The following is a 24,141-nucleotide window of genomic DNA, read 5'->3' as shown; positions in this document are numbered from 1 at the left end:
GTCATTGCAATTAGGACTTCACCGCTTTAGAATAGTAGAGGTCAGCCAGCACCAGCATATGGTTACCAATGACAGGACCAAGGCGATTCCATCCCCGGCCCGCTTCGCAAGGCCCGGGCAGTTCTCCAGAAATTCCCGTCCCGGCTGGGCATTCCCATCGTCGGAACGGGCTTTTTTCTATATTGAACCACGATAGTCTGCATGATGTTCCTGCGCATACGGCTGCCGTCTCCTCGAAGGCGGCGCTGCACAGCGCCGTATGCCTACACCCCATTGCTAGGAGGCAATCCCATGTTCAAAGTGTTAGTATCCGATCCTATCAGCGATTTGGGCATCCAGCAGCTGATGGACGCTCCCGACGTATCGGTGGACAAGAAGCCCGGCCTCAGCGAGGACGAGCTTGTAGCCATCATCGGCGAATATGACGCCTTGCTGGTCCGCAGCCAAACGCGCGTGACGGCCAGAGTGCTTGAAGCCGGCACTTCCCTCAAGGTCGTCGGACGGGCGGGAGTCGGCGTGGACAACATCGATCTTCCTGCCGCTACAGGCAAAGGCATCATCGTCATCAACGCGCCGGACGGCAATACGATTACGACCTGCGAGCATACCTTCGCCATGATGATGGCTGTAGCCCGCCACATCCCGCAGGCTTACGCCAAAACCGTCAACGGCGAATGGGACCGCAAATCCTTCCTGGGGGTAGAGCTGCGGGGCAAGAAGCTCGGCGTCGTCGGCATGGGCCGGATCGGCAGCGAGGTGGCCAAGCGCGCCAAGGCGTTCGGCATGGACATTCTCGGCTACGATCCGTTCCTCACCGAAGAGAAAGCCGACAAGCTCGGCGTCACGCTGGCCAGCGTCGACGATATCGTGCGCGGCGCGGATTTCATGACCGTCCACACCCCGCTTACGCCGGAAACCCGCCACATGATCGGAGCGGAGCAGTTCAAGGTCATGAAGCCGGGCATGCGGATCGTCAACTGCGCCCGCGGCGGCATCGTGGACGAATATGCTCTCGTCGATGCCGTGAACGAAGGCATCGTGGCCGGAGCGGCCTTCGACGTCTTTGAATTGGAGCCTCCTGCAGCGGATCATCCTTTCCTGAACAATCCTAAAATCATCGTCACTCCGCATCTTGGCGCTTCGACCGTCGAAGCTCAAGAGAACGTCGCCATCGACGTGTCGGAGCAGGTGCTTCATATTCTTCGCAGCGAGCCTTTCGTGAATGCGGTCAATATGCCTCCGGTCGCCGCAGCGGTCATGACCAAGCTGCAGCCGTATTTCGAGCTCGGAGAAATGCTCGGCTCGCTGGCCGCCCAGATCACCGAAGGACCGGTCGCCGAAATAACGGTGGGCTATTCCGGCGATCTTGCCGAAGTAGACACCCAGCCTCTAACCCGATATATTATCAAAGGCGTGCTTGGACACCATCTGGGAAGCGACCAGGTCAACATCATCAACTCCCTGCATCTGGCCAAGGAGCGCGGCGTCAACGTCGTCATCAACCAGTCCCATGCCGCCAAGGACTTCACCAATCTGGTCACCGTATCGTTGCGCACCTCCGGCGAAAGCCGCCATGTCGCCGGCACGCTGCTGACCGGATACGGCCCCCGCATCGTGCAGATCGACAACTTCCCGGTTGACGTCGCTCCATCCGGCCATCTCGTCCTGATCTCCCATCATGACCGTCCGGGAATCATCGGCCGCATCGGAACGCTGCTCGGCTCGAACGAAGTCAACATCGCGACCATGCAGGTCGGACGCCAGGCCGAAGGCGGCGCCGCCATCATGGTCCTGACGGTAGACAAAGGCGTTCCGAGGAACGTGCTCGAACAGATGACGCAGCTCGACGAGCTCAAATCAGCCAAGGAAATCACGCTGTACTGATTTCTCCAGGTATAACAGCAACCCCCGGGCAGGCTGCCCGGGGGTTTTTTCCGCTGCTCAATATCCTCTTGGGCCGTTTCACGGGAGAGAAACAAACGTTTGTCCTTCCGCGGCCTATCGTCTCCAGATGCGCTTGGCTCCCTTATATCTTCCTTCCTTTCCGAAGGAAAGCTTATAGATATCCGGCATCTCCAGCCCTCTCCAGAACTCGTAGCCGAAGCTTCCGTACAGGGCGTTCATCATCATCGCCATGATATTGCCATGCGTTCCGACGGCTATGCGGCTTGAACGGGAGCTTGCCAGCACTCCCCTCAGCGCCTCCATCCCGCGGATCGTCGCCATGCGGTTGGATTCCCCTCCGGGCAAGGCATGCTCGGGCTCATCCCATAACCGCCTCACGGAATCCTCGAAATCGCCGACAGGCCCGTCAGAGAGCAGCCGCTCCCTGAAGCCCTCCTGCAGCCGGATGGGCTGCCCGATCCGCTCTGCCAGCTTTTCCACGGTCTGGACAGACCTCAAATAAGGACTGGACCAGATTTCCCCGATTTCTTCTTGCTCCAAAAGATCCGCCACACGCCAGGCATCCGCCTTCCCCGCATCCGACAAAGGCCGGCTGCGCTCGTCGGGAGTATATACAGAATGGGCATGGCGGATCAAATAAACGGTTTTCATTCCAGCTTCCCTCTCCCTCCGTCTGCCATCGGATCCTATTCCGAACTTTCGGCATCCGGCAGGCGTCTCCTCCTATTCGCCTTAAATGTTTCACAAGCAACAAGATTAGAGCCCCGAATTCAACAAAAAACACCCTCGTTGGGAGGGTGTTAAGACATAACGCGATGGCCTTCGACAGGCAGCAGCAGCGTAAAGGATGTTCCGACGCCTTCGGTGCTCTCTGCGCGGATCGTGCCGCCATGGGCGTCCACGATGTTGCGCACGATCGCAAGCCCCAGCCCTGTGCCGCCTCCCGCGCCGCGCTTGCGGGCTTTGTCGGCCTTATAAAAGCGCTCGAAAATATATGGGAGGTCATCCGCCGGAATTCCCTGGCCTTCGTCGGCAACCTTGAGCACGGCAGCTGTGCCGCCGGCATCATGACTTCTTCCGAGCGTAAGACGGATGGCGGATCCGTCGGAGCTGTGCCGCACGGCGTTGTCGAGCAGATTGGTAAGCACCTGCTCCAGCCTGTCCTCGTCGGCCTCCGCCAAGATGACAGCCTCTTCCGGAGAACGGTATTCAATCCTGATGTCCCGGTCCATGCTGTATACCTGGAACTTGTGCACGACACGGCTCACCAGCCCGTCCAGATCCACGCGATTGAAGTTGAGCTCCACATGGCCGGCTTCCATTCGCGCCAGATCAAGCAGATCCTTGACGAGCCTGCCCATTCGCAGAGACTCGTCGTGGATGACTTGAACGAGCTCGCGCCGCTCCTCCGGCGAGCCGGCGATATCGTCGAGCAGCGCTTCGCTGTATCCTTGCAGCATCGACAGCGGCGTCCGGATTTCGTGGGACACATTGGCGACGAAATCCCGCCTCAGCTTCTCCAGGCGATGCTCTTCCGTCACATCTCGCATGACGGCGACGACTCCGCGCACGGTGTCCTCCGACTTGAGAGGGGCCATGACGACCGACCAGACCCCGCTCTGGACCTGCAGCTTCTGGCTGAGATCCCTGCCTTCGATCGAAACCGTGCGGAACAGGTCCCGCAGCGGACGAGGCGCCGACTCCAGGGGAAGCCCTTCCGGATCCTCGTCCTGGTTCCAGTCCACCCTTCTCCAGCGTTCCAGCAGCAGCTCTCCAGGCGGATTCGCCAGCACGACGTTGCCCCCTGCATCCAGCGTGATGACCGCATCCGCCATGCTGCGCAGCACGCTCGAAAGATGCTCCTTCTCATGGTTGAGATCCGTAATGAGCTCATGCAGCTCGGATGCCATCCGGTTGAAGGTTCCTGCCAGCTCGCCGATTTCATCGGAGGAGCGGATCGGCACTCTTGTCCGATACTCGCCCTGTGAAATCAGGTCAGCCGCATCCTTGAGCTGAAGGAGCGGCTGAGTGATTTTGCTGGATAGGAAGAAAGCGAAAAAAGTAGACAGCAGGAACCCGATGATCCCGATATAAACGAACAGCACCTTGACCCGGAATGAATCCTCGAAGGCGATGTCGATGTATTGGAGCAGGAACATGCCCAGGATGATCAGAACGACCGCTACGAGCAGCATGATCGTAATCCAAAGCTTGCCGACGACGCTTCTCCACAGCCATCTCATCTTTATTTCGGAACCTCGAGCTTGTAGCCGACTCCCCAGACGGTCGTTATCATCGAGGCCGCTTCCGGAGACACCTTGTTGAGCTTCTCGCGGAGACGCTTGACATGGGTGTCGACCGTCCGCAGGTCGCCGAAGAACTCATAGTTCCATACATCCTTCAGCAGCTCTTCCCTGGAAAATACTTTATCCGGGCTGACGGCCAGATAATGGAGCAGCTCGTACTCTTTCGGCGTCAGGCTGATCTCCTGCCCGCCGGCGGTTACCCGGTGAGCGTCATGCTCGATGACGAGATGCGGAAATACGATGTTGCTGCTGGCGGACGTTTCCCGCGACAGGAACGCCGTCGCCGAGGAACGGCGCAGGATCGCCTTGACGCGGTAGATGATTTCGCGCGGGCTGAACGGCTTGACGACATAATCGTCCGCCCCGACCTCGAAGCCTTGTACGCGGTTCATTTCCTCGCCTTTGGCCGTCAGCATGATGACCGGCGTCGCCTTGATCTGGCGCAGCCGGCTGCATACCTCGATGCCGTCGATGCCGGGAAGCATGACATCCAGCAGGATGAGATCGAAATCCTGGCTGGAAGCCATGCGCAGAGCCGTCTCCCCGTCATCGGCCTCCTCGATTTGATACCCTTCCTTCTCAAGGTACATCTTGAGCAGGCGGCGAATCCGTTCCTCGTCGTCGACGACGAGGATGCGATGCAAATATTCGTTCACTCCGTATCAGCTCCTTTTGATCCCATAACGAATTGATTAGGCGCCTGCGTAGGAGTGAAGCCCGGCGATGACCAGGTTGACGCCTACGAGCGTAAACATGATGATGAGAAAGCCGATGACGGTCAGCCACGACGAGCGCTTGCCGTGCCAGCCGCGCGACAGCCGCAGATGGAGGTAGGCGCTGTAGTAGAGCCAGGTGATGAGCGCCCATACTTCCTTCGGATCCCAGCCCCAGAAGCGCGACCAGGCGATGCTCGCCCAGATCATGGCGAAAATAAGCGCTCCGAGCGTGAAGATCGGGAAGCCGATCGCGATCGCCCGGTAGCTGATCTCGTCCAGATCGTCGGGATCGATATCCGTCGTGTACGGATGGATGGCTGCCGACAGCGTTCGTCTCAGAACAAGACGCAGGATGCCGTACAGGATCAAGCCTGAAAGGAAGGACCAGATGACGGTGTTCAGCTTGCGGCCGGCATTGATGCCGTTCATCCAGGATGGAGCTTCCAGCACAGGCTGCTTGATGCCGAGGAAGCTGTCCATATGGACGAGCGTGCTGTTGAACGGCTTGACGATCGGAGGCATGGAGTATTTTACGGTCTCCACTTTGGAGCTCTCCTCGCCAGCCTGGCTGACCTGCACGTTCTCTTGGGTGAACTGGGCTTCATATCCCGCCGCCCGGAAAGCGAATACGGTGACGATGAATCCGACGGCGACGACGATCATGAACATCGTCACTTCGATCCAGAGGCGCTCCTTGCGCGAATCTTCGGATTTGCCGGCAAAGTCGATCGTGCGGAGCAGATGAAGCAGCCCTGCGGCGAAGCCGACGGCCAGGAAGGCCTCGCCGAGCGCCGCCGTCGTCACGTGGATCTTGAGCCAGTAGGAGTTGAGCGCCGGGATCAGCGGCTGCACCTCCTGCGGGAACACGGATGCGTAAGCGACGATGATCACGACAAGCGGCAGGGCGAACATGCCGAGAATCGGCTTGCGGTAGATGAGATAAATAATGGTAAAGGCCACCATGATAGCCATGCCCAGGAAGGTCATGAACTCATACATGTTGCTGATCGGAATATGGCCCCCGCCGACCCAGCGGGTGATGAAGAACAGGAGATGGGCGGCAAGTCCGAGCACGGATACGACAAAAGCGATATTCCCCCATCGCTTTTCATGCCGGTCCGGGTTGCCGTGGCTCCATCTGCGGCCGACGATGGCCGTTACGAAAAATAAAAATCCGAAGCAGTAAAGAAAGAAAGCAGCGACGAAAGCAGAGCTGCTGAAATCAAGCCAATTCACGTCCGGTTCCCTCCGTTGTCGAGGCTCTTGGGATCAACCTGGATTCCTGCTGCTTTGAGCGCAGCGGCCAGGTCGGCCCTCATGCCGTACCAGTTTTTGTTCGTATGCGCGCCGATCGTGACGGCATTGCCGTCCAGACGAAGCCAGATGCGGCGATGCTGCCAGTAGGCGCCCATGATCAAGCCGATCATCGAGATGGCCAGGCCGGTCCAGATGTAAGGCATCGCCTTGTCGACCCTGACGTTGAGGAACGTCGTGAACTCGACGAATTTGACGTCCGTCATGCTGCCGACCTTGATTTCGAACCGGTCGGCGATGCCTTTGTTGAGCTTGTCCTGGCTGAACGCGGCTTTGTCCTTCTGCATCGGGAAGTAGATATAAGGCTCCCCTTCCTCCGACAGCCCGGGTCCTTTGATGAGGAAGATGAACGCCGGCGCCTTCGGATCCCTCGACTTGGTGATCGGCTTGCCGTCCTTGCCGATGGCGAACTCCATGAAGTTCTGCCTCAGCTCCAGCTTGTAGGGCCCGAGCTCGTAGCTGGTCTGCGGATTTTTCATCGCCAGCTTGAACGGACCGTACTGCTTGCCGGTCTGCTTGTCGATCAGCATGGGGCTGACCTCGCGCAGGACAGGAGTGCTGTCATAGTCGAACTGGTACAGCTTGAGCCCCTTGTATTCCAAAGGGCTGTTCACCTCGATGTCATGGGAAGCCACCTGCTCCAGCTTCGGTTCCGGCGACGACGGACCGCAGTCCGCCAGGCAGCGGTATAGGACCGCATCGGTCCGGTACAGCTTGGCGCGGTTCGTTCCCCGCAGCTCGGCAGGCAGCTCCTCGTCCTTGTAGTACTGGACCGTGAATTTTTCGTTCTTGACGAAAAAGTCCGTATTCTCGATCCTCACCGTATCCCCTTCCGGCACCGTCACATACTCGTCCAGCTGCCAGCTCGGAATCGCTCTTGCAAGCACCGCCAGCAGAAAAACGATGAGGCCGATATGATTGATGTACGGTCCCCAGCGGCTGAAGCGGCTCTTCTCCGCCAGCAGGGCGTCTTCGGTCCTCGTCACCTTGTAGTGACGCTTCTTGGCCTGCTTCGCGAATAAGGCGATGAATTCCTCTCCGTTGTCGGTTTCCCCCGTATAGACGGCCTTCTGCCGCTGCAGGAACGATTCGTGCTTGCGGATCTGCTGCTTGTTGAGCGCCCGGTATAAAGGCAGTACCCGGTCGAGGCTGCAGATGACGAGCGAGGTGCCGATCATGACGAGCAGCAGGATGAACCACCAGGATTCGTATGTATGCGACAGTCCCAGCTTGTAATAGATGCTGCCGAGCGTTCCGTATGTATCCTTGTAATAGGAAGCCATGTCCATGTTCGAGAGGAATATATCCTCCTGCGGATAGATCGTGCCCAGCGATGCCCCGATCAGCGTGATGATGATCAGATAAACGGCGATCTTGACGGAAGAGAAGAAATTCCAGACCTGGTCGATGATCGATGGATCGGCTTTCTGGGAACGGCGTGCCGCTCCGTCGTAGCGCATCTCCAGCAGGTCGGTGCCGCCGGCTTCCTTCTCGTCGAGCGGCTTGCCGCAAGCCTCGCACAACACAGTGCCGGTCGGGTTTTGATGGCCGCATTCGCATTTGGTGTTTTGGAACACCGATGTATCCCCCTGTCATGAAGCTGTGTGCTGCGAAGCTGCGGCGAATGGACCTCAGTCCTTGAGCAGCCGCTGCACGCGCTCGTCGATGTCCGCTTCCTTCATTCCTCCGGCGTACACTTCCCCGATCTTGCCGTCCGGACGGATGAAGAACGTGGTCGGATACTGCCTGAGCTTGTACCGCCGCTCCGTGTCCTTGTCCACATCTCGCAGGATCGGATAGGTTAGCCCCATGCCGGCGACGAAATTCTGCACGGTCAGATTGTCCTCGCTCAGGTTGACGGCCAGAATTTCCAGGCCTTCTCCCTTCCACTTCTCGTACTGACGCTCGAACTCCGGCATTTCCTTGACGCATGGAGGACAGAAGCTCCCCCAGAAATTGAGCACGACGGGCTTGCCCTTGTACTCCTCCAGGGAGACCGTCCTGCCGTCAAGAGTGGACAGCGTGAAGGCCGGCGGCGTGTCGCCAGGCGACGGCAAGCCTTCCTTCGACGCAAACAGCGTCTTGCCGATGGCGTAACCGCCCAGGAGCAAGACGCCGAGAAGGATTATGATTTGAACGGGTCTGCGGGCAGAGCCCCTCATGATGTTCACCATCCTAATGAAAGCGTTTCTTATCATTCATTATAGCGCGGAAAAGTTTCCAGCAGCAGGCTGCCTCTTACTTTTTATGAACTTTATGTGACTTGCTGTTCGCCGCGTCGATAAGCTCCTTGATTTCGGAGACCGTCAGATGACGGAATTTGCCCCTTTGCATGTTCTCCAGCCCAAGATGGCCGAACTTGACCCGCTTCAGGCGCGTTACGGGATGTCCCACCGCCTCGAACATGCGGCGCACCTGCCGGTTGCGTCCCTCGTAGATCGTAATCTGGACGGTGGACTGCTTGCTGTCCATGTCGACGTCATGATACTCGACCTCCGCGGGAGCGGTCATCCCATCCTCCAGCTTGATGCCGTTCTGCAGCTTCTCCAACGCGGTTCCGTGCGGCACGCCCTTCACGGTCGCCAAATACGTTTTCGGCACGTGGTGGCTCGGATGCGTCAGCAGGTTGGCGAACTCGCCGTCGTTCGTAAGCAGCAGCAGTCCTTCCGTATCATAGTCCAGCCGGCCTACGGGGTATACCCTCTCCTTGATGCCGGGCAGGAAGTCGCTGACGATCTTGCGTCCTTTCGGGTCCGAAGCGCTCGTAATGACGCCTTTCGGTTTGTTGAGCATCAAATAAACTTTTTTTTCGGATGCGATCGGCTTGCCCTTGACGGCAATGATGTCGTTGGCCGGATCGGCTTTCGTGCCGAGCTCCTTGACGACGATCCCGTTGACCTCGACCGCCCCGCTCGTAATGAGCTCCTCGCATTTGCGGCGCGATGCCACGCCGGCAGCGGCCAGGATTTTCTGTAAACGTTCCACTTCCTTCACCTCACCCCTCATCATACCGATTGCAGGACAAAAGCACAAGCCGGGCGGAGCCATGCTGCCCCATGCGCAAAATAGCCTGCCCTCAGGAGGGGCAGGCTTGATCTAGGGTACGCTGGGCGAACGTCGCGGCTCAGTTGAATATGTACAGGCAGATGAACACCGCCGCGAGAAAACCGACCAGATCGGAAACCAAGCCGACTTTCAGGGCATAACGGGTTTTGCGGATTCCGACCGCTCCGAAATAAACCGTCAAGACGTACAGCGTCGTATCCGTGCTTCCTTGAATCGTGGAGGCGATTCTTCCGATCATGCTGTCCGGTCCATAGGTCTGGATCAGGTCGGCCGTGAAGGCGAGCGAGCCGGCGCCGGTAAGCGGACGCAGGAAGGCCAGCGGAAGAACCTCTCCCGGGATGCCGGCCTTTCCGAGCAGAGGCTGGATGAAGCCTACGATGACATCCATCGCTCCCGAAGCACGGAACATGCTGATCGCGACCAGCATGCCGACAAGATGGGGGATGATGCCGATCGCCGTGCCGAAGCCCTCCTTGGCCCCCTCCGTGAACGTCTCGTAGACGGGAACTTTGCGGTAGGCGCCGTAGAGCGGGATGAAGGCGATGATCGCGGGGATCATCCAGGCGGATAGAATATTGATCATCTGCAGCATGGCATGTCTCCCCTTCCCGTTGTTTACGCCGGAGGCCGGGCAGCGCCGGGCGGCGCCGTGCCGGAGGAGCGGCTCCTGCCGCTGGAACGAAGCCCGTTGTCATGCGGATAGGCAGGGGGCATGAGCTCCGCCGGCGGCTGCTTGCGCCTATACCAGCGGTCCAGGGCGATGGCGGCCGCAGTCGCGACAGCGGTAGCGGCCAGCGTCGTCCCGACGATCTCCGCCGGATTCGCCGAGCCGTAGTTCATCCGGATTGCGATCAGAGTCGTAGGCACGAGCGTGATGCTGGATGTATTGAGCGCAAGCAAGGTGCACATCGCCGGGCTGGCCGTGTCCGGCCTCGGATTGAGCTTCTGCAGCTCCTGCATCGCCTTGATTCCCATCGGCGTGGCGGCATTGCCGAGTCCGAGGATGTTGGCGCTCATGTTGCTCATGATATAGCCGAGGGCCGGATGCCCGCTCGGCACATCCGGGAACAGCAGGCGGACGAGAGGGCTGAGCAGCTTGGCCAGCCGTTTCAGCAGCCCAGCGTCCTCGGCAATTCTCATGAGCCCCATCCAGAAGACGAGAATGCTGATCAGCCCGAAACAGATCGTCACTCCGTTTTTGGCTCCGTCGAATGCCGCCTGCGTGACTTGGTCCATCCTGCCTGTGAATGCCGCCGCCGCGATGCTGACCACGATGAAAAACAGCCAGATCCAGTTGACCAACCGGCATCAGCTCCTTCCGCTCTACTTGCCGAACAATACCTCTTCCGTCTTCTTGAGCGCTGCCGCGAATCTCTCGGAGCGGGTCGGGAACATGCCGCCCGGCCGGAACGAACCGGCAGGCCTGTCTGGCATTCCGAGCCTCGGGCTGCCCGCATCATAGACGGGAGACCCGCCGATCGGCTTGCCTTCCAGCGACCATTCCAGCCTGCCTCGTTCTCCGAGAGCATAACGCGTCGGCTGCTTCGCGGAGTCCAGCAGAACAAGCTTCGCGCTCAGTCCGGCTTCCTCGCCCTCGGCAAGCGGGTAGCTGAAGCTTCTCCCGGAAGCCAGGGGATAGCCCTGGACAGCCTCGCCTTTCTTGGCGATCTGGCGCAAAGGGTAATGCTGGAATCCCCAATCGAGCATGTTCTGATGATCCTTCCAATCGTCCCGGTCGTTGAGAGTGACAGCCGCAAGCTGCTGGCCGCCCCGGGTCGCCGAGCTGACCAGGCAGCGCAGAGCTGCTTTCGTATAGCCGGTTTTGACTCCGTCCGCGCCTTCATAGAAGGCCAGCATCTTGTTTTTGTTCGCCCAGCTGTAGTCCCACGGATCGTTGGGGTTCGGAGCTTTGCGGATTCTGGTCTTGACGATGTCCGCGAACACCGGATTGTGCAGGGCATAGGCGGAAAGCTTGGCAAGATCGTTCGCCGTGGAGAGATGGCCCTTCTGGTCCAGTCCATGCGGGTTTTCGAAATTCGAATGCTCCAGCCCGATCCACTCCGCCTTCTCGTTCATCATGCGGACGAAGCCTTCCTCCGAACCTCCGACATGCTCCGCAATCGCTGTGGCGGCATCGTTGCCGGAGCGGAGCATCAGGCCGTACAGCATATTGTGCAGGCTCATTTTCTCGCCCAGGCGCAAATAGATCGAAGATCCTTCCTTGCCGACGGCACGCGGACCTACCGTAACCGTATCCTTGATATTGCCTTCTTCAATGGCGGTGATCGCGGTCATGATCTTGGTCAGGCTGGCGATAAGCATCGGGTCGTCGCCCGACTCGCTGTACAGAATTCTGCCGGACTGCACGTCGATCAGCGCGCTGGCCTTGGCGCTGGTGGACAATGGAGCGGGCTCGGCCGCTGCCGCTCCCGTCTGGACTGCAAGGACAAGAGCGCAGGACATCAGCACCGCGGCCCACGTTTTGAATGCCGATATTTCCTTCAATTCGTACATCCTCCTTGAAAGGATCAGCCAAGGGCCGACTCCCTGTTGATAGATTATGTGTCTTGTCCCTCAATTATGAACAAGCTCTCTTCCAAGAAAAAAAACTGCCCGTCTCGCGGGCAGCGGTAAGGCCTATTGGCCCGGAAATCAAATGAGATGATCGGTGTCGATAAGAGTGCTTTCCACACGCTCTGTCCCGTTGTTGTTGCTGCGGAACATGCCGGTAATCTTCTCGAATGCCTGCGGCACCGAATCGATGACTCTTTCGACCAGATGCGTCTGGTTGTCTAGCGGCACGACGCGGACGCCATGGCTGCCTACGACCAGAAACGCAATCGGCGTGATGGATACCCCGCCGCCGCTGCCGCCGCCGAATGGCAGCGATATGTTCGCCGAGCTTCCCTCCGTGTGGGAATGGGCGCTGTTGTCTGCTCCGTCATAACGGATATCGCTTCCTCCCGCGACAAAACCGAAGCCGACCTTGCTGATCGGCATGATGACGCTGCCGTCCGGCGTCTGCACGGGATCGCCGACGATCGTGTTGACGTCCACCATTTCCTTGATGTTCTCCATGGCGGTTTGCATTAAGCCTTGAATAGGATGTTCTGCCATAGTCTGACGCCTCCTCCCGTTTTCTTCATCCGGACAAGCAGCTGCAGTCCGGCAAGGATAGCATAACCAAAGCGGATTTGGGCTATGCACAAGAAACTCGTTGTGAACCCTGCGCCGCGGTATTCGGGCTGGACCGTGACGGAGGGCTTGGTTTTGAGCCGGGTCAGCTGCGAGAGCGCGCCGAGAAGGGTCGACTTGATGGACCATATCATCCCCGTAGCCATTGCGGTCCATACCGCATCGCCGGTTCCGATGGCGGAATTCCATTCCCATTTCCGCACTTCCACCCTCGAAAGCGTATGGCGGGCAAGTCCGGTCAGATCGTCTGTCTGCCTCAGGATCCGTTTGGCCCGCTCAATCCACTTGTTCACGCTCTCCATCGTAACCTTGCCGTCTCTGCGTGTCTCCGTGTCCAGGACGCCCTCGTCCAGGTTGGTTTGGTTGCGGACATCCACACCGCCGCCGGTCAGGCGGATGAACGGAACGGACCACTTGTAATGGAGAAGCCCGAACAAGGTCCGGAATTCAACGGCGATATTGTCATCCTTGCCTGTTCGTTCGAACTCCGCCCGGATCCGCAGCGGAGCCAGCCAAACAGAGGTGACGGCGATTGCAAGCAGAACGAGCGCCGCAAGCCAGCCATAGGGGTAGCCAAGCATGTTCGCACCACCTTTGAGGGCAGCCTTGGCTGTTCTTCAGCGGCCGCGCCTATGGCTAGCATGCCCAAAAATGACAAAAAAGACCGGCGGAAGCCGATCTTTTTTGTCATTTCCGTCATGCAGTGCCTTCGGACTCCGTATCGTCGATCGTCATCTGGCGCTGCTCAAGCCGATCGAACAGAAGCTGGGTCTGCTCGTCCAGATCCGTATCGGGGCTGACGGAGGAAGGCTCGGGCAGAGACTCCAGGGAAGACAGCTCGAAGTGGTCGAGGAAGGAACGGGTCGTCCCGTACAGGATCGGCCTGCCCATCTGCTCGGCTCTGCCCTTCTCTTCGATCAGGTCCTTGGCGGCCAGAGTCTGAATCGCCTTCTCGCTCTTGACCCCTCTGATCTCCTCGATCTCCACCCTCGTAATCGGCTGGCGGTAGGCTACGATTGCCAGCGTTTCAAGCGCCGCCTGGGACAAGCTCGACCGCGTCGGACTGTAAGCCATCCGCTCGAAGTAGGCCGCATGGCCGGGGTGGGTCGTAAACCGGAATGCCCCGGCCACTTCGGCGATGCGGATTCCCCTCCCCTCCTTCTCCATATCCGCCTGGAGAGAGCGGGCGATGTCCCCCGCGGCCTTGGCGTCGATCTCCATGATATCCGCCAGCTGCCGGGCGTTAAGTCCCTCGTCTCCTGCCATGAACAGGAGTCCCTCAATAATCGATTTCAGTTGCTGATACATCACTTTCAGACGTTTCCCCTCTCCAATGGATGACAATATCGTCGAACAGGCTGTTCTGGAACACGCGGACCTGCTTCATCTTCATCAGCTCCAGAATGGCCAGAAACGTCACGACGATCTCATGGCGCTCCAGACCGCCGCCGATCAGCCGGGAGAAGCGGACGGTCTCATGCTCGCGCAGCAGCTCCGAGATGTCCCGGATGCGGTCCTTCACGCTGATCTCGTCCCTGTGCACCGTAGCGACGGCGCTGCGGCGTACGGCCTTGCGCAGAGCTTTGCGGAAGGCGGCCATGAGGTCGGTTAGGTCAAGCCCTTCCAGAGGATGGGTGTCGTCTTCCTTCAAATAAGGAGTCAGGTCCTCCGGCTCCTTGCTGTACACGAGGCTTCTGGCCATCTCGCGGTCGCGAAGCTGCTCGGCAAGCTGCTTGAACCTGCGGTATTCCACCAGCTTGAGCACGAGCTCATCCCGCGGGTCAAGGCCTTCGTCCTCATCCCAGTGCTCTTCGTATTCCTCCATGACCGGCGGCCTCGGCAGCAGCTGGCCGCTCTTCATCGCGAGCAGGGTGGCGGCCATGACGAGAAACTCGCTCGTCACATCCAGCTCCATCTCCTGCATCGCATGAAGATAGTCCATATACTGGTCCGTAATTCGGCTTACCGGTATGTCGTAGATTTCGATTTCTTCCTTGTCGAGCAAGTGAAGCAGCAGATCCAGCGGCCCTTCAAATGACTCCAGTTTGTAGTGCACGGACATGCCGCTTCACCCTCCGTCTAGTCGTCCCGCTCGTCAGCATGTGTACCGGAAGGCGGAACGTTGCGCCGGCAAGGTCGGTTCCTTGCTCAGCCCTGGATGGATCGGGTCAGATTCGCCATCTCGATGGCTGCTGTCGCCGCTTCCCATCCTTTATTGCCCGCCTTTGTTCCGGCCCGTTCCACGGCCTGTTCGATGGAATCCGTCGTCAGGACGCCGAATATGGTCGGAATCCCGGTCTTGAGATTGATGGCCGCCACCCCTTTGGCTACCTCGCTGCAGACGTAGTCGAAGTGGGGCGTTGAACCCCGAATGACAGCCCCTAGCGTAATGACCGCATCGTACTTGCCGCTTTCCGCCATTTTCTGCGCGATCAAGGGAATCTCGAACGCCCCCGGAACCCAGGCCACTTCCACTTCGTCTTCTCCGGCGCCATGGCGCTTGAACGCATCCAGCGCCCCGCTCAGGAGCTTGCCTGTGATGAATTCATTGAACCTGCCGACGACAACCCCGTATTTAAGACCTTGCGAGACCAGATGTCCTTCATAATATTTCGTCATGGAACCGAACACACCTTTCTATTCTATGATAATCGGCTTAAATTTCAAACTCCAACAGATGGCCGAGCTTCGATTTTTTTGTATTCAGATAGTTCGTATTGCTTTCGTTGCGCTCCATCTGGATCGGCACCCGCTCCACAACGCTCAGTCCGTACCCTTCCAGGCCGCGGATTTTGCGGGGATTGTTCGTCATCAGGCGCATCTCGGCGATGCCGAGATCGCGCAGGATCTGGGCCCCGATGCCGTAGTCCCGCAGATCCGCCCCGAAGCCGAGCTTCAGGTTCGCCTCTACCGTATCCAATCCTTGCTCTTGCAGCTTGTAGGCTTTGAGCTTGTTGATGAGCCCGATCCCTCTGCCTTCCTGCCTCATGTAGAGAAGGACGCCGCTGCCGGCTTCCTCGATCTGACGGAGAGCCGCCGCCAGCTGCGGACCGCAATCGCAGCGGCGCGAATGAAAGACGTCGCCCGTCAAGCATTCGGAGTGGACGCGGACAAGCGTCGGCTTGGACGGATCGATTTCTCCCTTCACGAAGGCTACATGCTCCTTCCCGTCGGTCTCATTGGTATAGGCGACGGCCCGGAAAACGCCGAAGTCGGTCGGCATGTTCACCTCCACTACCCGTTCGACGAGCTTGTCGCGGCGATGGCGGTACTGGATCAGGGCTTGAATCGTAATGAGCTTCAAGCCGTGCTTTTCCTTGAATGCGGTCAGATCGGACAGCCGGGCCATCGTTCCGTCTTCCTTGATGATTTCGCAGATCGCCGCTCCGGGCTTGGAGCCGCAAAGACGGGCCAGATCGATCGCAGCCTCCGTATGTCCAGCCCGGCGCAGCACTCCGCCGTTCTTGGCGATCAGCGGGAAGATATGGCCCGGACGGCGGAAGTCGCCCGCCTTGGCCTTGCCGTCGACGAGCGCCTTGATCGTCTCCGCGCGTTCATGGGCGGAGATGCCGGTCGTCGTGGAGATATGGTCGACGGATACCGTGAACGCCGTTCCGTGATAGTCCGTATTTTGCGACACCATCGGAGGCAGCTCCAGCTCCTCGGCTCTCTCCGCCGTAATCGGCACGCAGACGAGTCCGCGGGCCTCCGTAATCATGAAATTGACGACGGCCGGAGACAGCTTGTCGGCAAGCGCGATCAGATCCCCTTCGTTTTCGCGGTCCTCGTCGTCGACGACGATGATCGGCTTGCCTGCAAGCAGCTCCTGGATCGCTTCCTCGACGGTATCGAACGGTGTCGGTCCTTCTTGATGGTCAAAGTGTTCCACTTCTGTCCTCTCCCTTCAGGCGTCTCAAATAAATCCATTATCGGCAAGGAAGGCGGCGCTTAGACCGCCAGCTGGTCGCGGCGCGGAAGGTCCTGAAACGGAACGGCTGCCGTAATGAAGCAGGTGGTCCACGTATTTTCCGAGAATGTCCCCTTCCAGATTGACGGTGTCTCCGGCTTTCTTATGCTGAAGAACCGTCTGGCCCAATGTGTGGGGGATGATCGATACGTCGAGCCCGCCGCCGTCCGTACCGGTTACCGTGAGGCTGATCCCGTCGACCGTAATGGATCCCTGGGGAATGACATACCGCATAAGCGCGTCGTCATGAGGCTTGATCCGGAACACGACCGCGTTGGCGTCGACCCTGCGCTGCGTGATCAAGCCGGTGCCGTCCACATGCCCTTGAACGATATGTCCTCCGAACCTCCCTCCTGCCGCCATCGCCCGCTCCAGATTGACGAGGCTGCCGGCCGGTAGGTCCTTCAGATTCGTATGGCGGTACGTTTCCGGCATGACGTCGACGCTGAAGCTTCGACTGTCCCAGGAAGTAACCGTCAGGCACACTCCATTGACGGAAATGCTGTCCCCGAGGCCGACGCCTTCCAGAACTTTGGAGGCTCCAATAGTGAGCAAGAGCGCCTCGCCTCTCTGGGACACCCGATGCAGAGTGCCTATTTCTTCGATCAAGCCGGTGAACATGGCTCAGCCTCCTCCTCTTTCGTACAGCGGCACTCCGGACAAGCACCAGTCGTCTCCGAACCGCTCCAGCTCCGTATCCGCGAGAGTTATCGCCTCTTCCATCCGCAGGAACCCGCCGAAATCAAAGCTTCCCGGCGAAGCGGCTCCCCCGCCGATGATTTTCGGAGCGAAAAACAGCCGGATCCGGTCGACGAGCCGCCTCTCCAGCATGGCGCCGTTCAGCCTGCCCCCGCCTTCGAGAAGGATGGAGCCAATCTCTCTTTTGCCGAGCAGCTTCATCCCCTGCTTCAAGTCGACCGTACGGCCATTGCCGCAAAGGATCACCTCGGCGCCGGCAGCTTCCAGAGCCGCCCGCTTTGCCGGGTCGGCAGCGCCGGACGCCAGCACGATGACCGGGGCGGATCCATCCATCAGCTTCGCATTCGGCGGAAGTCTCAGCGTCGAATCGACGACGATTCGGACCGGCTGGATCGCCGGCACGGGCAGTCTTGCGCTGAGCGACGGGTCGTCGGCCAGCACGGTACCGATCCCGACCATGATGCCTTGATGGCGATGCCTAAGCGCATGGACCGCCTCGCGTGATTCCGGTCCGGTAATCCACCGGCTGTCTCCGCTTTTCGCTGCGATTTTGCCGTCCAGCGTCGAGGCCGTCTTGAGCGTGACGAACGGAAGCCCGGTCGTAATGAACTTGTTGAACGCTTCATTCAGACGTCTGGATTCCGCTTCGCGGACTCCGGCGACGACCTCGATGCCGGCCTCGCGAAGCTTGCGGGCTCCGCTTCCCGCGACGGCGGGATTCGGGTCGATCGCCGCAATTACGACCTTGGCCGCGCGGGCGGCAATGATCCGGTCGCAGCACGGCGGCGTCCGGCCGAAGTGGCTGCATGGCTCAAGCGTCACATAGACGGTCGAGCCTTCCGCTTCTTCGCCGGCCATATTCAGCGCATGAACCTCGGCATGGCCTTCTCCCCGTTTCAAGTGCGCTCCGATGCCGACGATGCGGCCGTTGTTGACGACGACGCAGCCGACGACCGGATTGACCGAGGTCTGTCCCGTCGTCCTTGCGGCCATCTCCAAGGCCAGATCCATATAAAATCCGTCGTCCATCACTTCCATAACGCAAAAACACCCCCGACGCTAAACCTTCGGGGGTGAGGATGGCAAACCGAGTCCGCTTAGGATGATCACGCCGGCAAGAAACGATGAGGTTTCTTGCCGGAGTAGGGGAAAGCAGACGGGCACCCGTCGCTGTTCCTACATGCAAGCCTTCGTACAAGCGGGAATCTTTGGCCAACCGTTCGCGAATAAGCCGGTCATCCTCCATAACGGGGGATGGCCTTCGCAGACGGATGCCAAATAGACGCCTTTGAACAAGGCATGGCGAGCATCAAAAGCGGCTCCTTCTCCCATCCAGACTGTACTGTCGGTCCTGGAATCTCACCAGGTCCACCGCTTGCCTTGCGCCGCAGGCTCTCGAGAGCTTGGGGGAAATGGCAATCGGGTCACGGACTTGCCGCGCTGCGGAGGCGGAGCATGTGCTCTGGCGCTCGCAGGCGGATCACCGCCGGTTGGGACTTTCACCCGACCCCGAAGGAAACCGCTGTATTTGGTTCAAACCTGTCGAACGGTCATGCCGGCAGTAAACTGTATCCGGAATGATAACTGTTCTTTCTGCATCTTACCTTGCCTCCATCCAAATTGCAAGTCGGCGGCTTGGAATTGAAGCCGTACCGCCCTCGCGGCATCGGACAAGAGGAAAAGAAAAAAGCCGGCAGAGGGTTCTCCCTCCGCCGGTCTATTCGGGCAAAGCCTTCCTTAAGCCTCGGAAACTTCGACTTTGGCCATTTTCGTGCCGTTGTTGAACGCATCGACATACTCCATGCCTTTGGCAACTTTGCCGAAGACCGTATGCTGTCCGTCCAGATGCGGCTGCGGCTGGTAGCAGATGTAGAACTGGCTGCCGCCCGTATTGCGTCCCGCATGCGCCATCGCGAGGGAACCGCGCTCATGCTTGTTCGGGTTGATTTCGCAGTTGATCGTATAGCCAGGGCCGCCGGTGCCGGTGCCGTTCGGGCAGCCGCCTTGAGCGACGAATCCCGGAATGACGCGGTGGAAGCTCAGGCCGTTGTAAAAGCCCTCGTTCGCGAGCTTTTCAAAGTTGGCAACCGTGTTCGGAGCGTCCTTTTCGAACAGGTCCAGAACCACTTCTCCGCCGTTTTCCAGCGTAATTTTTGCTTGTTTTGCCATGATAGTCACTCCTTGTCCTCTAACGGTATGTACGGATTCTATCATACACTACGGCAGCATTCCAAGCAAAACGGCCGCTGGCCCGTATTATGGACAGCTCCGTTTGCGCAGGAGAAGAGAGAAGCCGCGGGTTTGGCACGGATTTTATTCTCGAAAAGCAAAACGGCCGCTTTTCCTTACTGTGGACAGCTCCGTTTGCTCAGGAGAAGAGAGAAACCGTACGCTTCTTGCGGTTCTGTTCTCGAAAAGCAAAACGCCGCTACCCCTTACTTCGGACATCTCCGTTTGCACACGAGTAGAGAGAAACCGCGCGTTTGGCGCGGATTCTATTCTCGAAAGCAAAACGGCCGCTGGCCCTTACTGTGGACAGCTCCGTTTGCGCAGGAAAAGAGAGAAACCGCGCGTTTGGCGCGGATTTTATTCTCGAAAAGCAAAACGGCCGCTGGCCCTTACTGTGGACAGCTCCGTTTGCGCAGGAGTAGAGAGAAACCCTTTGTATCCGTCCTTCAATTCGTTGGATAAGTTCGTCAATCACTGTGTTCATCCAACTGTTTAAAATTAGACGCCCATCTCAATCCTGTTCATTTGAGTTAGACGAAAAATTCGTCTTATTCACTCCTGTTCACCCTAAATCCATTGAATAAGACGAAAAATTCGTCTTATTCGCTCCTGTTCACCCTAATTCCATTGAATAAGACGAAAAATTCGTCTTATTCGCTCCTGTTCTCCCTAAATCCATTGAATAAGACGAAAAATTCGTCTTATTCACTCCTGTTCACCCTAAATCCATTGAATAAGACGAAAAATTCGTCTTATTCGCTCCTGTTCACCCTAATTCCATTGAATAAGACGAAAAATTCGTCTTACTCCTTCCTCTTCACCCTAAATCCATAGCAGTAGACGAAAAAATCGTCTACTTCGCTCACTGCCGAAGAGCCTCGGAGAACTAGAGGCGAACGGAAACAAAAAAAGAGAAGCCCGACGTTAAACGCGGGTTTCTCCGAAGGGCTTTGCTTTCTTTTACGAACTAGGATTGGACGCCAGCCTTGCGCAGACGCTCCGGCAGAAGGTCGTTTCTGGAGATGTCTTCCAGCGATTCGCGCTGAACGGCGAGGTCGGACTGGCCGTCCTTGACAAGGACGACGGCCGGACGGCGGATGCGGTTGTAGTTGCTCGCCATCGCGTAGTTGTAGGCGCCTGTGCAGAATACAGCCAGCAGATCGCCGCTTTCCGCCTTCGGCAGCTCGAGGTCCCAGATGAGCATGTCGCCGCTCTCGCAGCATTTGCCCGCTACGGAAACCGTCTCGCTCGCAGGCTCGGAAGCGCGGTTCGCAAGCACGGCGTCGTACTTGGATTCATACAGCGCAGGGCGCGGATTGTCGGTCATGCCGCCATCGACGGCAACATACTTGCGCACGCCGGGAATTTCCTTGAACGTGCCGACGGTATACAGCGTCGTGCCGGCATCGCCGACGATGCTGCGGCCCGGCTCGATCCAGATCTCGGGCAGCGGATAGTCGGCTGCGGAGAAGTTGGAGCGGATCGCATCGGTGATCGCGGCGATATAAGTTCCGGCCGGAAGCGGGGCATCCCCTTCCGTGTAACGGATGCCGAAGCCGCCGCCGAGGTTTATGACGCGGAAAATATGGCCCAGCTTGTCTCGGACTTCGACAGAGAATTCAGCCGCTTTGGCAGCTGCCATGCGGAATCCTTCCACTTCGAAGATTTGGGAGCCGATATGGGAGTGAATGCCCAGGAGCACGAGATTTTCGAGCTTGGACGCTTCCTCTACGGCACGATAAGCGGCACCGGCCGCAAGATCGAAGCCGAACTTCGAATCCTGCTGTCCCGTGGAGATATAGTCATGGGTATGCGCTTCTACACCCGGGGTGATCCGCAGCAGAATGTTGACTTTGCGGTTTTTGGAGCCGGCGATCGCATTCAGCAGCTCAAGCTCGGTGAAGTTGTCCACAACGAAGCAGCCGATGCCGGCGTCGATGGCCATCTCGATCTCGAAAGGCGTCTTGTTGTTGCCGTGGAAGTGGATGCGCTCAGCCGGGAAACCGGCTTGCAGCGCCGTGTGCAGCTCGCCGTCCGATACGACGTCGAGCGACATTCCTTCCTGCTCGGCAATCGCGCACATCGCGACGGTGCTGAACGCCTTGCTTGCGTAGGCGACCTGGAATTTGAATCCGGAAGCCTTGAACGCGTCGACATATTCCCTTGCACGCTGACGCACAAGAGCCTCATCCACAATATAGAGCGGAGTGCCGTACTGTTCCGCCAGATCCTTCGTATCGCAGCCGCCGATTTCCAGGCGGCCCTGTTCATTTACTTGGGCTGTTCCGTGCAAATACATGAAAAGAGCACCTTCTTTCCGCCCTCCGCCGGAGGGAATCGTTTTTCATTGTGATCCAAGTATAAACGACCCCTGTTTGGAGGAGAAATGGATTTTGTGTCCTTTCATTTGCATTTGTTGCATTCCTGGCCGGCTCCGTGAAGCGGCAGCTCTTCAGCCGCCCTCCGCATCGGGCATTTTGTCCCGCTGCTGCGGACGAAGCAGGTTGGGACGCTTTTTGTTTTTCATGACCGGCATCCTCAACATAATATTGACCATCCCTTTGGGATCGAACGGGATGAACGGCCACATGTAGGGCCGGTTGAACGAACGCTGCATGACGAGCAGAACGAACACCGCCGTCCATCCCAGCACAAGCCCGGGAATATGGAAGGCCGCCACCAGACAGATCAGCAGCAGCCGCACGATCCGGTTGGCAAGGCTGAGCTCGTAGCTCGGCGTGGCGAACATGCCGATGGCGGCGATGGCCATGTACAGAATGACCTCGTTGATGAAAAGGCCGGTCTGGACGGCGATATCCCCGACCAGTATCGCGGATACGAGCGAGATCGCCATCGCCAGCGGCGTAGGCGTATGGATCGCGGCCATCCGCATGAGGTCGATGCCCGCTTCCGCCAGCAGGAACTGGACGAACAGCGGCAGCTTGCCGAGCTTGGCCGGTCCGATGAACGCAAGGGACGGCGGGAGAAGATGCGGATTCATGGCGAACAGCAGCCAGATCGGGACGAGAAACAGGGAAGCCATGATGCCGAAAAACCGGAGCCATCTCAAATACGTTCCGATGAACGGCGTCTGCCTGTTCTCTTCCGCATGCTGGACCAGATCGAAAAACGTCGTCGGCAGGATCATGACGCTCGGAGAGGTGTCGACGAATACGGCCACATTGCCTTCCAGCAGATGCGCGGCGACCACATCCGGGCGCTCCGAATACCGGACAAGCGGATACGGGTTCCATCCGCGCTTGACCGTCGCTTCTTCCAGCTGCTTGTCCGCGAGCGGAATGCCGTCGAGCTTGACGGCCGTGATTTTATCGCGGATCGACTCAACGAGCTCCTTGTCCGCGATGTCTTCAATATAAGCGACGCAGACGTCGCTCCTCGTCCGCTCTCCGACCCGGATGTTTTCCAGGCGGAGCATCGGGTCCCGCAGCCTGCGGCGCACTAGAGACACGTTCATCAGCATCGTCTCGACGAATCCGTCGCGAGAGCCGCGGACGACGCGCTCCAGCGAAGGCTCCTCCGGGCCGCGCATCGGGAACATCTTCGTGTCGATGATGAGCATCGTCGATTCCCCGTCGATATACATGCCTGTCGAGCCGCTCAGCACGCCCGTCATCATCATGTTCCAGTCCTTCTCCTGCTCGACCTGCACAGCCGGAACGAAGAGGTTCATGAACGATTCCAGCGCATGCGACGTCACCGCGTCCGCCTGCAGGAAGGTGAGACGTTCGAGGATCTCGGTCATGAGCTGGCCGCTTGAAAGTCCGTTGAGCATGAAAAAAGCCGTTTTTTTGCCTCCTAAAGTCATCTGCCGGACAATGACGTCGAAGCTCGTTTTGTAGCCGGCCTCCTCCTTTAGGCGCTCGACGAATTCCTCGATATCGTCCGGAATCGGCTCCAGCGCATCTCCGTTCGTTCCGGGGGCGGAGTTGTTTCCGGCTTGCCTGCCCTTGCCGGATTTGCCCTTTCCGGACTTGCCCTTCTCCGGATTCCCTTTGCCGGAACCCGCTTCTTCAGAATCCCCTTTGCCGGGCCCGCCCTGGCCCGACCTGTTTTTCCAGGACCTGTCTTCGCTTGGCCTGTCTCCGTCGGACTTGTCTTCCCTCGACCTGTCTCCGTCGGTCCTGCCTTCAATGAACCTGTCTTCACCGGAACTATCTTCTTCGGATCTGCCTGCGCCGGACCTGTCCTCGGATGAATCGGCGGCATCCGGCCTGCCGCGATCCGTCCTGCCCTTGGAAACGGGCACGATTCCGGCATCCGGGCCGGCAAAAGGAGCCTCCGTTTCCTCATGCTTCTCTAATGCTGCCAGCTCTTTCCGTTCATGGCCGCCGAAATAATCAGCCGACTCTCCATGATGAAGCGGCTTGCCGCTGTTTCCTTCAAAAGGATTGGACGGGTCCGCCGGCACGGATTTATCCTCCTCGGCCAGCAGGCTGGCCCAATCCTCGTCTGCGGAATCGGCAACGCCCCTGCTTGCCGGACGATCCGCCGAAGTCCTGAACGATTCGGCCCGATTCGGCGCTTCAGTGACGAGCGCTGCGGCCAGATCCTCCTCCCCAGCCCCGTTCCGCTCTCCGAGATCTCCCGAGCCCTCCAGCAGGAAAGCTTCCATCCAGTCCTCGTCGATGGAAAAATCCCTTTTCTCCCCGCGGCTCTCCGCCGGCTTTTCCTTCTCTCCGCCGATCCGCTTCACTCGCTGCCATTTCGTCATAATGCAATCACC

General features: G+C 58.6%; 22 protein-coding genes and 1 riboswitch. Of the genes, 1 reads left to right on the top strand and 21 read right to left on the bottom strand.

Translation table 11 applies throughout. The annotated features are described in order from the left end of the window. The first annotated feature begins 291 nt into the window (after positions 1-291). Complete coding sequence (serA, locus tag VE23_RS02450; protein WP_049867217.1) at positions 292-1,884, top strand: phosphoglycerate dehydrogenase; 1,593 nt, start codon at positions 292-294, stop codon at positions 1,882-1,884. A gap of 114 nt (positions 1,885-1,998) precedes the next feature. On the opposite strand, the gene VE23_RS02445 is transcribed toward serA, so the two are convergent. From VE23_RS02445 to VE23_RS27725, 21 genes are all read right to left on the bottom strand, one after another. After that, on the bottom strand, positions 1,999-2,556 hold the full coding sequence (locus tag VE23_RS02445) for a histidine phosphatase family protein (RefSeq protein WP_049867216.1): 558 nt from the start codon (positions 2,554-2,556) through the stop codon (positions 1,999-2,001). A gap of 149 nt (positions 2,557-2,705) precedes the next feature. Continuing rightward, positions 2,706-4,148 carry a sensor histidine kinase gene (locus VE23_RS02440; RefSeq protein WP_048745499.1) on the bottom strand — a complete coding sequence of 481 codons (1,443 nt, stop codon included), beginning with the start codon at positions 4,146-4,148 and terminating at the stop codon, positions 2,706-2,708. A gap of 2 nt (positions 4,149-4,150) precedes the next feature. After that, a complete protein-coding gene (locus VE23_RS02435) occupies positions 4,151-4,867 on the bottom strand; it encodes a response regulator transcription factor (protein ID WP_021878388.1) in 717 nt (238 codons plus the stop codon). Positions 4,868-4,903: 36 nt separating this feature from the next. Next, a complete protein-coding gene (ccsB, locus tag VE23_RS02430; RefSeq protein WP_048745498.1) occupies positions 4,904-6,163 on the bottom strand; it encodes a c-type cytochrome biogenesis protein CcsB in 1,260 nt (419 codons plus the stop codon). After that, complete coding sequence (gene resB / locus VE23_RS02425) at positions 6,160-7,818, bottom strand: cytochrome c biogenesis protein ResB (protein WP_049867215.1); 1,659 nt, start codon at positions 7,816-7,818, stop codon at positions 6,160-6,162. Before resB ends, ccsB begins: the two co-directional genes overlap by 4 nt. Positions 7,819-7,872: 54 nt before the next feature. Beyond that, the gene (locus VE23_RS02420) at positions 7,873-8,403 is read right to left on the bottom strand and encodes a redoxin domain-containing protein (protein WP_048745497.1); all 531 of its coding nucleotides are present in this window, start codon (positions 8,401-8,403) and stop codon (positions 7,873-7,875) included. A gap of 76 nt (positions 8,404-8,479) precedes the next feature. Then, the gene (locus tag VE23_RS02415; RefSeq protein ID WP_049869604.1) at positions 8,480-9,226 is read right to left on the bottom strand and encodes a pseudouridine synthase; all 747 of its coding nucleotides are present in this window, start codon (positions 9,224-9,226) and stop codon (positions 8,480-8,482) included. A 139-nt stretch (positions 9,227-9,365) separates the two neighbouring features. Then, a complete protein-coding gene (locus tag VE23_RS02410) occupies positions 9,366-9,899 on the bottom strand; it encodes a spore maturation protein (RefSeq protein WP_021878382.1) in 534 nt (177 codons plus the stop codon). A gap of 23 nt (positions 9,900-9,922) precedes the next feature. Continuing rightward, positions 9,923-10,609: a nucleoside recognition domain-containing protein gene (locus VE23_RS02405; RefSeq protein ID WP_049867214.1), complete on the bottom strand. Its 687-nt coding sequence runs from the start codon at positions 10,607-10,609 to the stop codon at positions 9,923-9,925. Positions 10,610-10,630: 21 nt separating this feature from the next. Then, entirely contained in the window at positions 10,631-11,770 is a 1,140-nt protein-coding gene (locus VE23_RS02400) for a D-alanyl-D-alanine carboxypeptidase family protein (protein ID WP_084781680.1), read from the bottom strand. A 189-nt stretch (positions 11,771-11,959) separates the two neighbouring features. Continuing rightward, positions 11,960-12,424, bottom strand: coding sequence for a GerW family sporulation protein (gene ytfJ / locus VE23_RS02395; RefSeq protein ID WP_049867212.1), 465 nt, complete (start codon positions 12,422-12,424; stop codon positions 11,960-11,962). Continuing rightward, positions 12,397-13,083 carry a DUF2953 domain-containing protein gene (locus VE23_RS02390; RefSeq protein ID WP_049867211.1) on the bottom strand — a complete coding sequence of 229 codons (687 nt, stop codon included), beginning with the start codon at positions 13,081-13,083 and terminating at the stop codon, positions 12,397-12,399. Before VE23_RS02390 ends, ytfJ begins: the two co-directional genes overlap by 28 nt. Before the next feature lie 115 nt (positions 13,084-13,198). Continuing rightward, the gene (gene scpB / locus VE23_RS02385; protein WP_049867210.1) at positions 13,199-13,813 is read right to left on the bottom strand and encodes an SMC-Scp complex subunit ScpB; all 615 of its coding nucleotides are present in this window, start codon (positions 13,811-13,813) and stop codon (positions 13,199-13,201) included. After that, complete coding sequence (locus tag VE23_RS02380) at positions 13,782-14,564, bottom strand: segregation and condensation protein A (RefSeq protein WP_049867209.1); 783 nt, start codon at positions 14,562-14,564, stop codon at positions 13,782-13,784. Before VE23_RS02380 ends, scpB begins: the two co-directional genes overlap by 32 nt. An 86-nt stretch (positions 14,565-14,650) precedes the next feature. Then, complete coding sequence (gene ribH, locus VE23_RS02375; protein WP_048745486.1) at positions 14,651-15,121, bottom strand: 6,7-dimethyl-8-ribityllumazine synthase; 471 nt, start codon at positions 15,119-15,121, stop codon at positions 14,651-14,653. Positions 15,122-15,158: 37 nt separating this feature from the next. After that, the gene (locus VE23_RS02370; protein ID WP_048745484.1) at positions 15,159-16,391 is read right to left on the bottom strand and encodes a bifunctional 3,4-dihydroxy-2-butanone-4-phosphate synthase/GTP cyclohydrolase II; all 1,233 of its coding nucleotides are present in this window, start codon (positions 16,389-16,391) and stop codon (positions 15,159-15,161) included. 24 nt (positions 16,392-16,415) lie between these two features. Continuing rightward, positions 16,416-17,090: a riboflavin synthase gene (gene ribE, locus VE23_RS02365; protein ID WP_049867208.1), complete on the bottom strand. Its 675-nt coding sequence runs from the start codon at positions 17,088-17,090 to the stop codon at positions 16,416-16,418. A 3-nt stretch (positions 17,091-17,093) separates the two neighbouring features. Beyond that, the gene (ribD, locus tag VE23_RS02360; RefSeq protein WP_049867207.1) at positions 17,094-18,206 is read right to left on the bottom strand and encodes a bifunctional diaminohydroxyphosphoribosylaminopyrimidine deaminase/5-amino-6-(5-phosphoribosylamino)uracil reductase RibD; all 1,113 of its coding nucleotides are present in this window, start codon (positions 18,204-18,206) and stop codon (positions 17,094-17,096) included. A gap of 278 nt (positions 18,207-18,484) precedes the next feature. After that, positions 18,485-18,689, bottom strand: a riboswitch (FMN riboswitch). A gap of 216 nt (positions 18,690-18,905) precedes the next feature. After that, positions 18,906-19,337, bottom strand: a complete 432-nt coding sequence (locus VE23_RS02355) for a peptidylprolyl isomerase (protein WP_048745482.1) — start codon at positions 19,335-19,337, stop codon at positions 18,906-18,908. A 1,027-nt stretch (positions 19,338-20,364) separates the two neighbouring features. Continuing rightward, positions 20,365-21,696, bottom strand: a complete 1,332-nt coding sequence (lysA, locus tag VE23_RS02350) for a diaminopimelate decarboxylase (RefSeq protein WP_048750025.1) — start codon at positions 21,694-21,696, stop codon at positions 20,365-20,367. Between the two features lie 153 nt (positions 21,697-21,849). Continuing rightward, positions 21,850-23,550: a spore germination protein gene (locus VE23_RS27725; RefSeq protein WP_084781679.1), complete on the bottom strand. Its 1,701-nt coding sequence runs from the start codon at positions 23,548-23,550 to the stop codon at positions 21,850-21,852. Positions 23,551-24,141 lie beyond the last annotated feature (591 nt).

The sequence above is a fragment of the Paenibacillus sp. D9 genome (genome assembly GCF_001188365.1).
GTDB classification, from domain to species: Bacteria; Bacillota; Bacilli; order Paenibacillales; family Paenibacillaceae; genus Paenibacillus_O; species Paenibacillus_O humicus.
The sequence above is the reverse complement of the archived record's forward strand: the minus strand, read 5'-3'. Positions and strand labels throughout refer to the sequence as shown.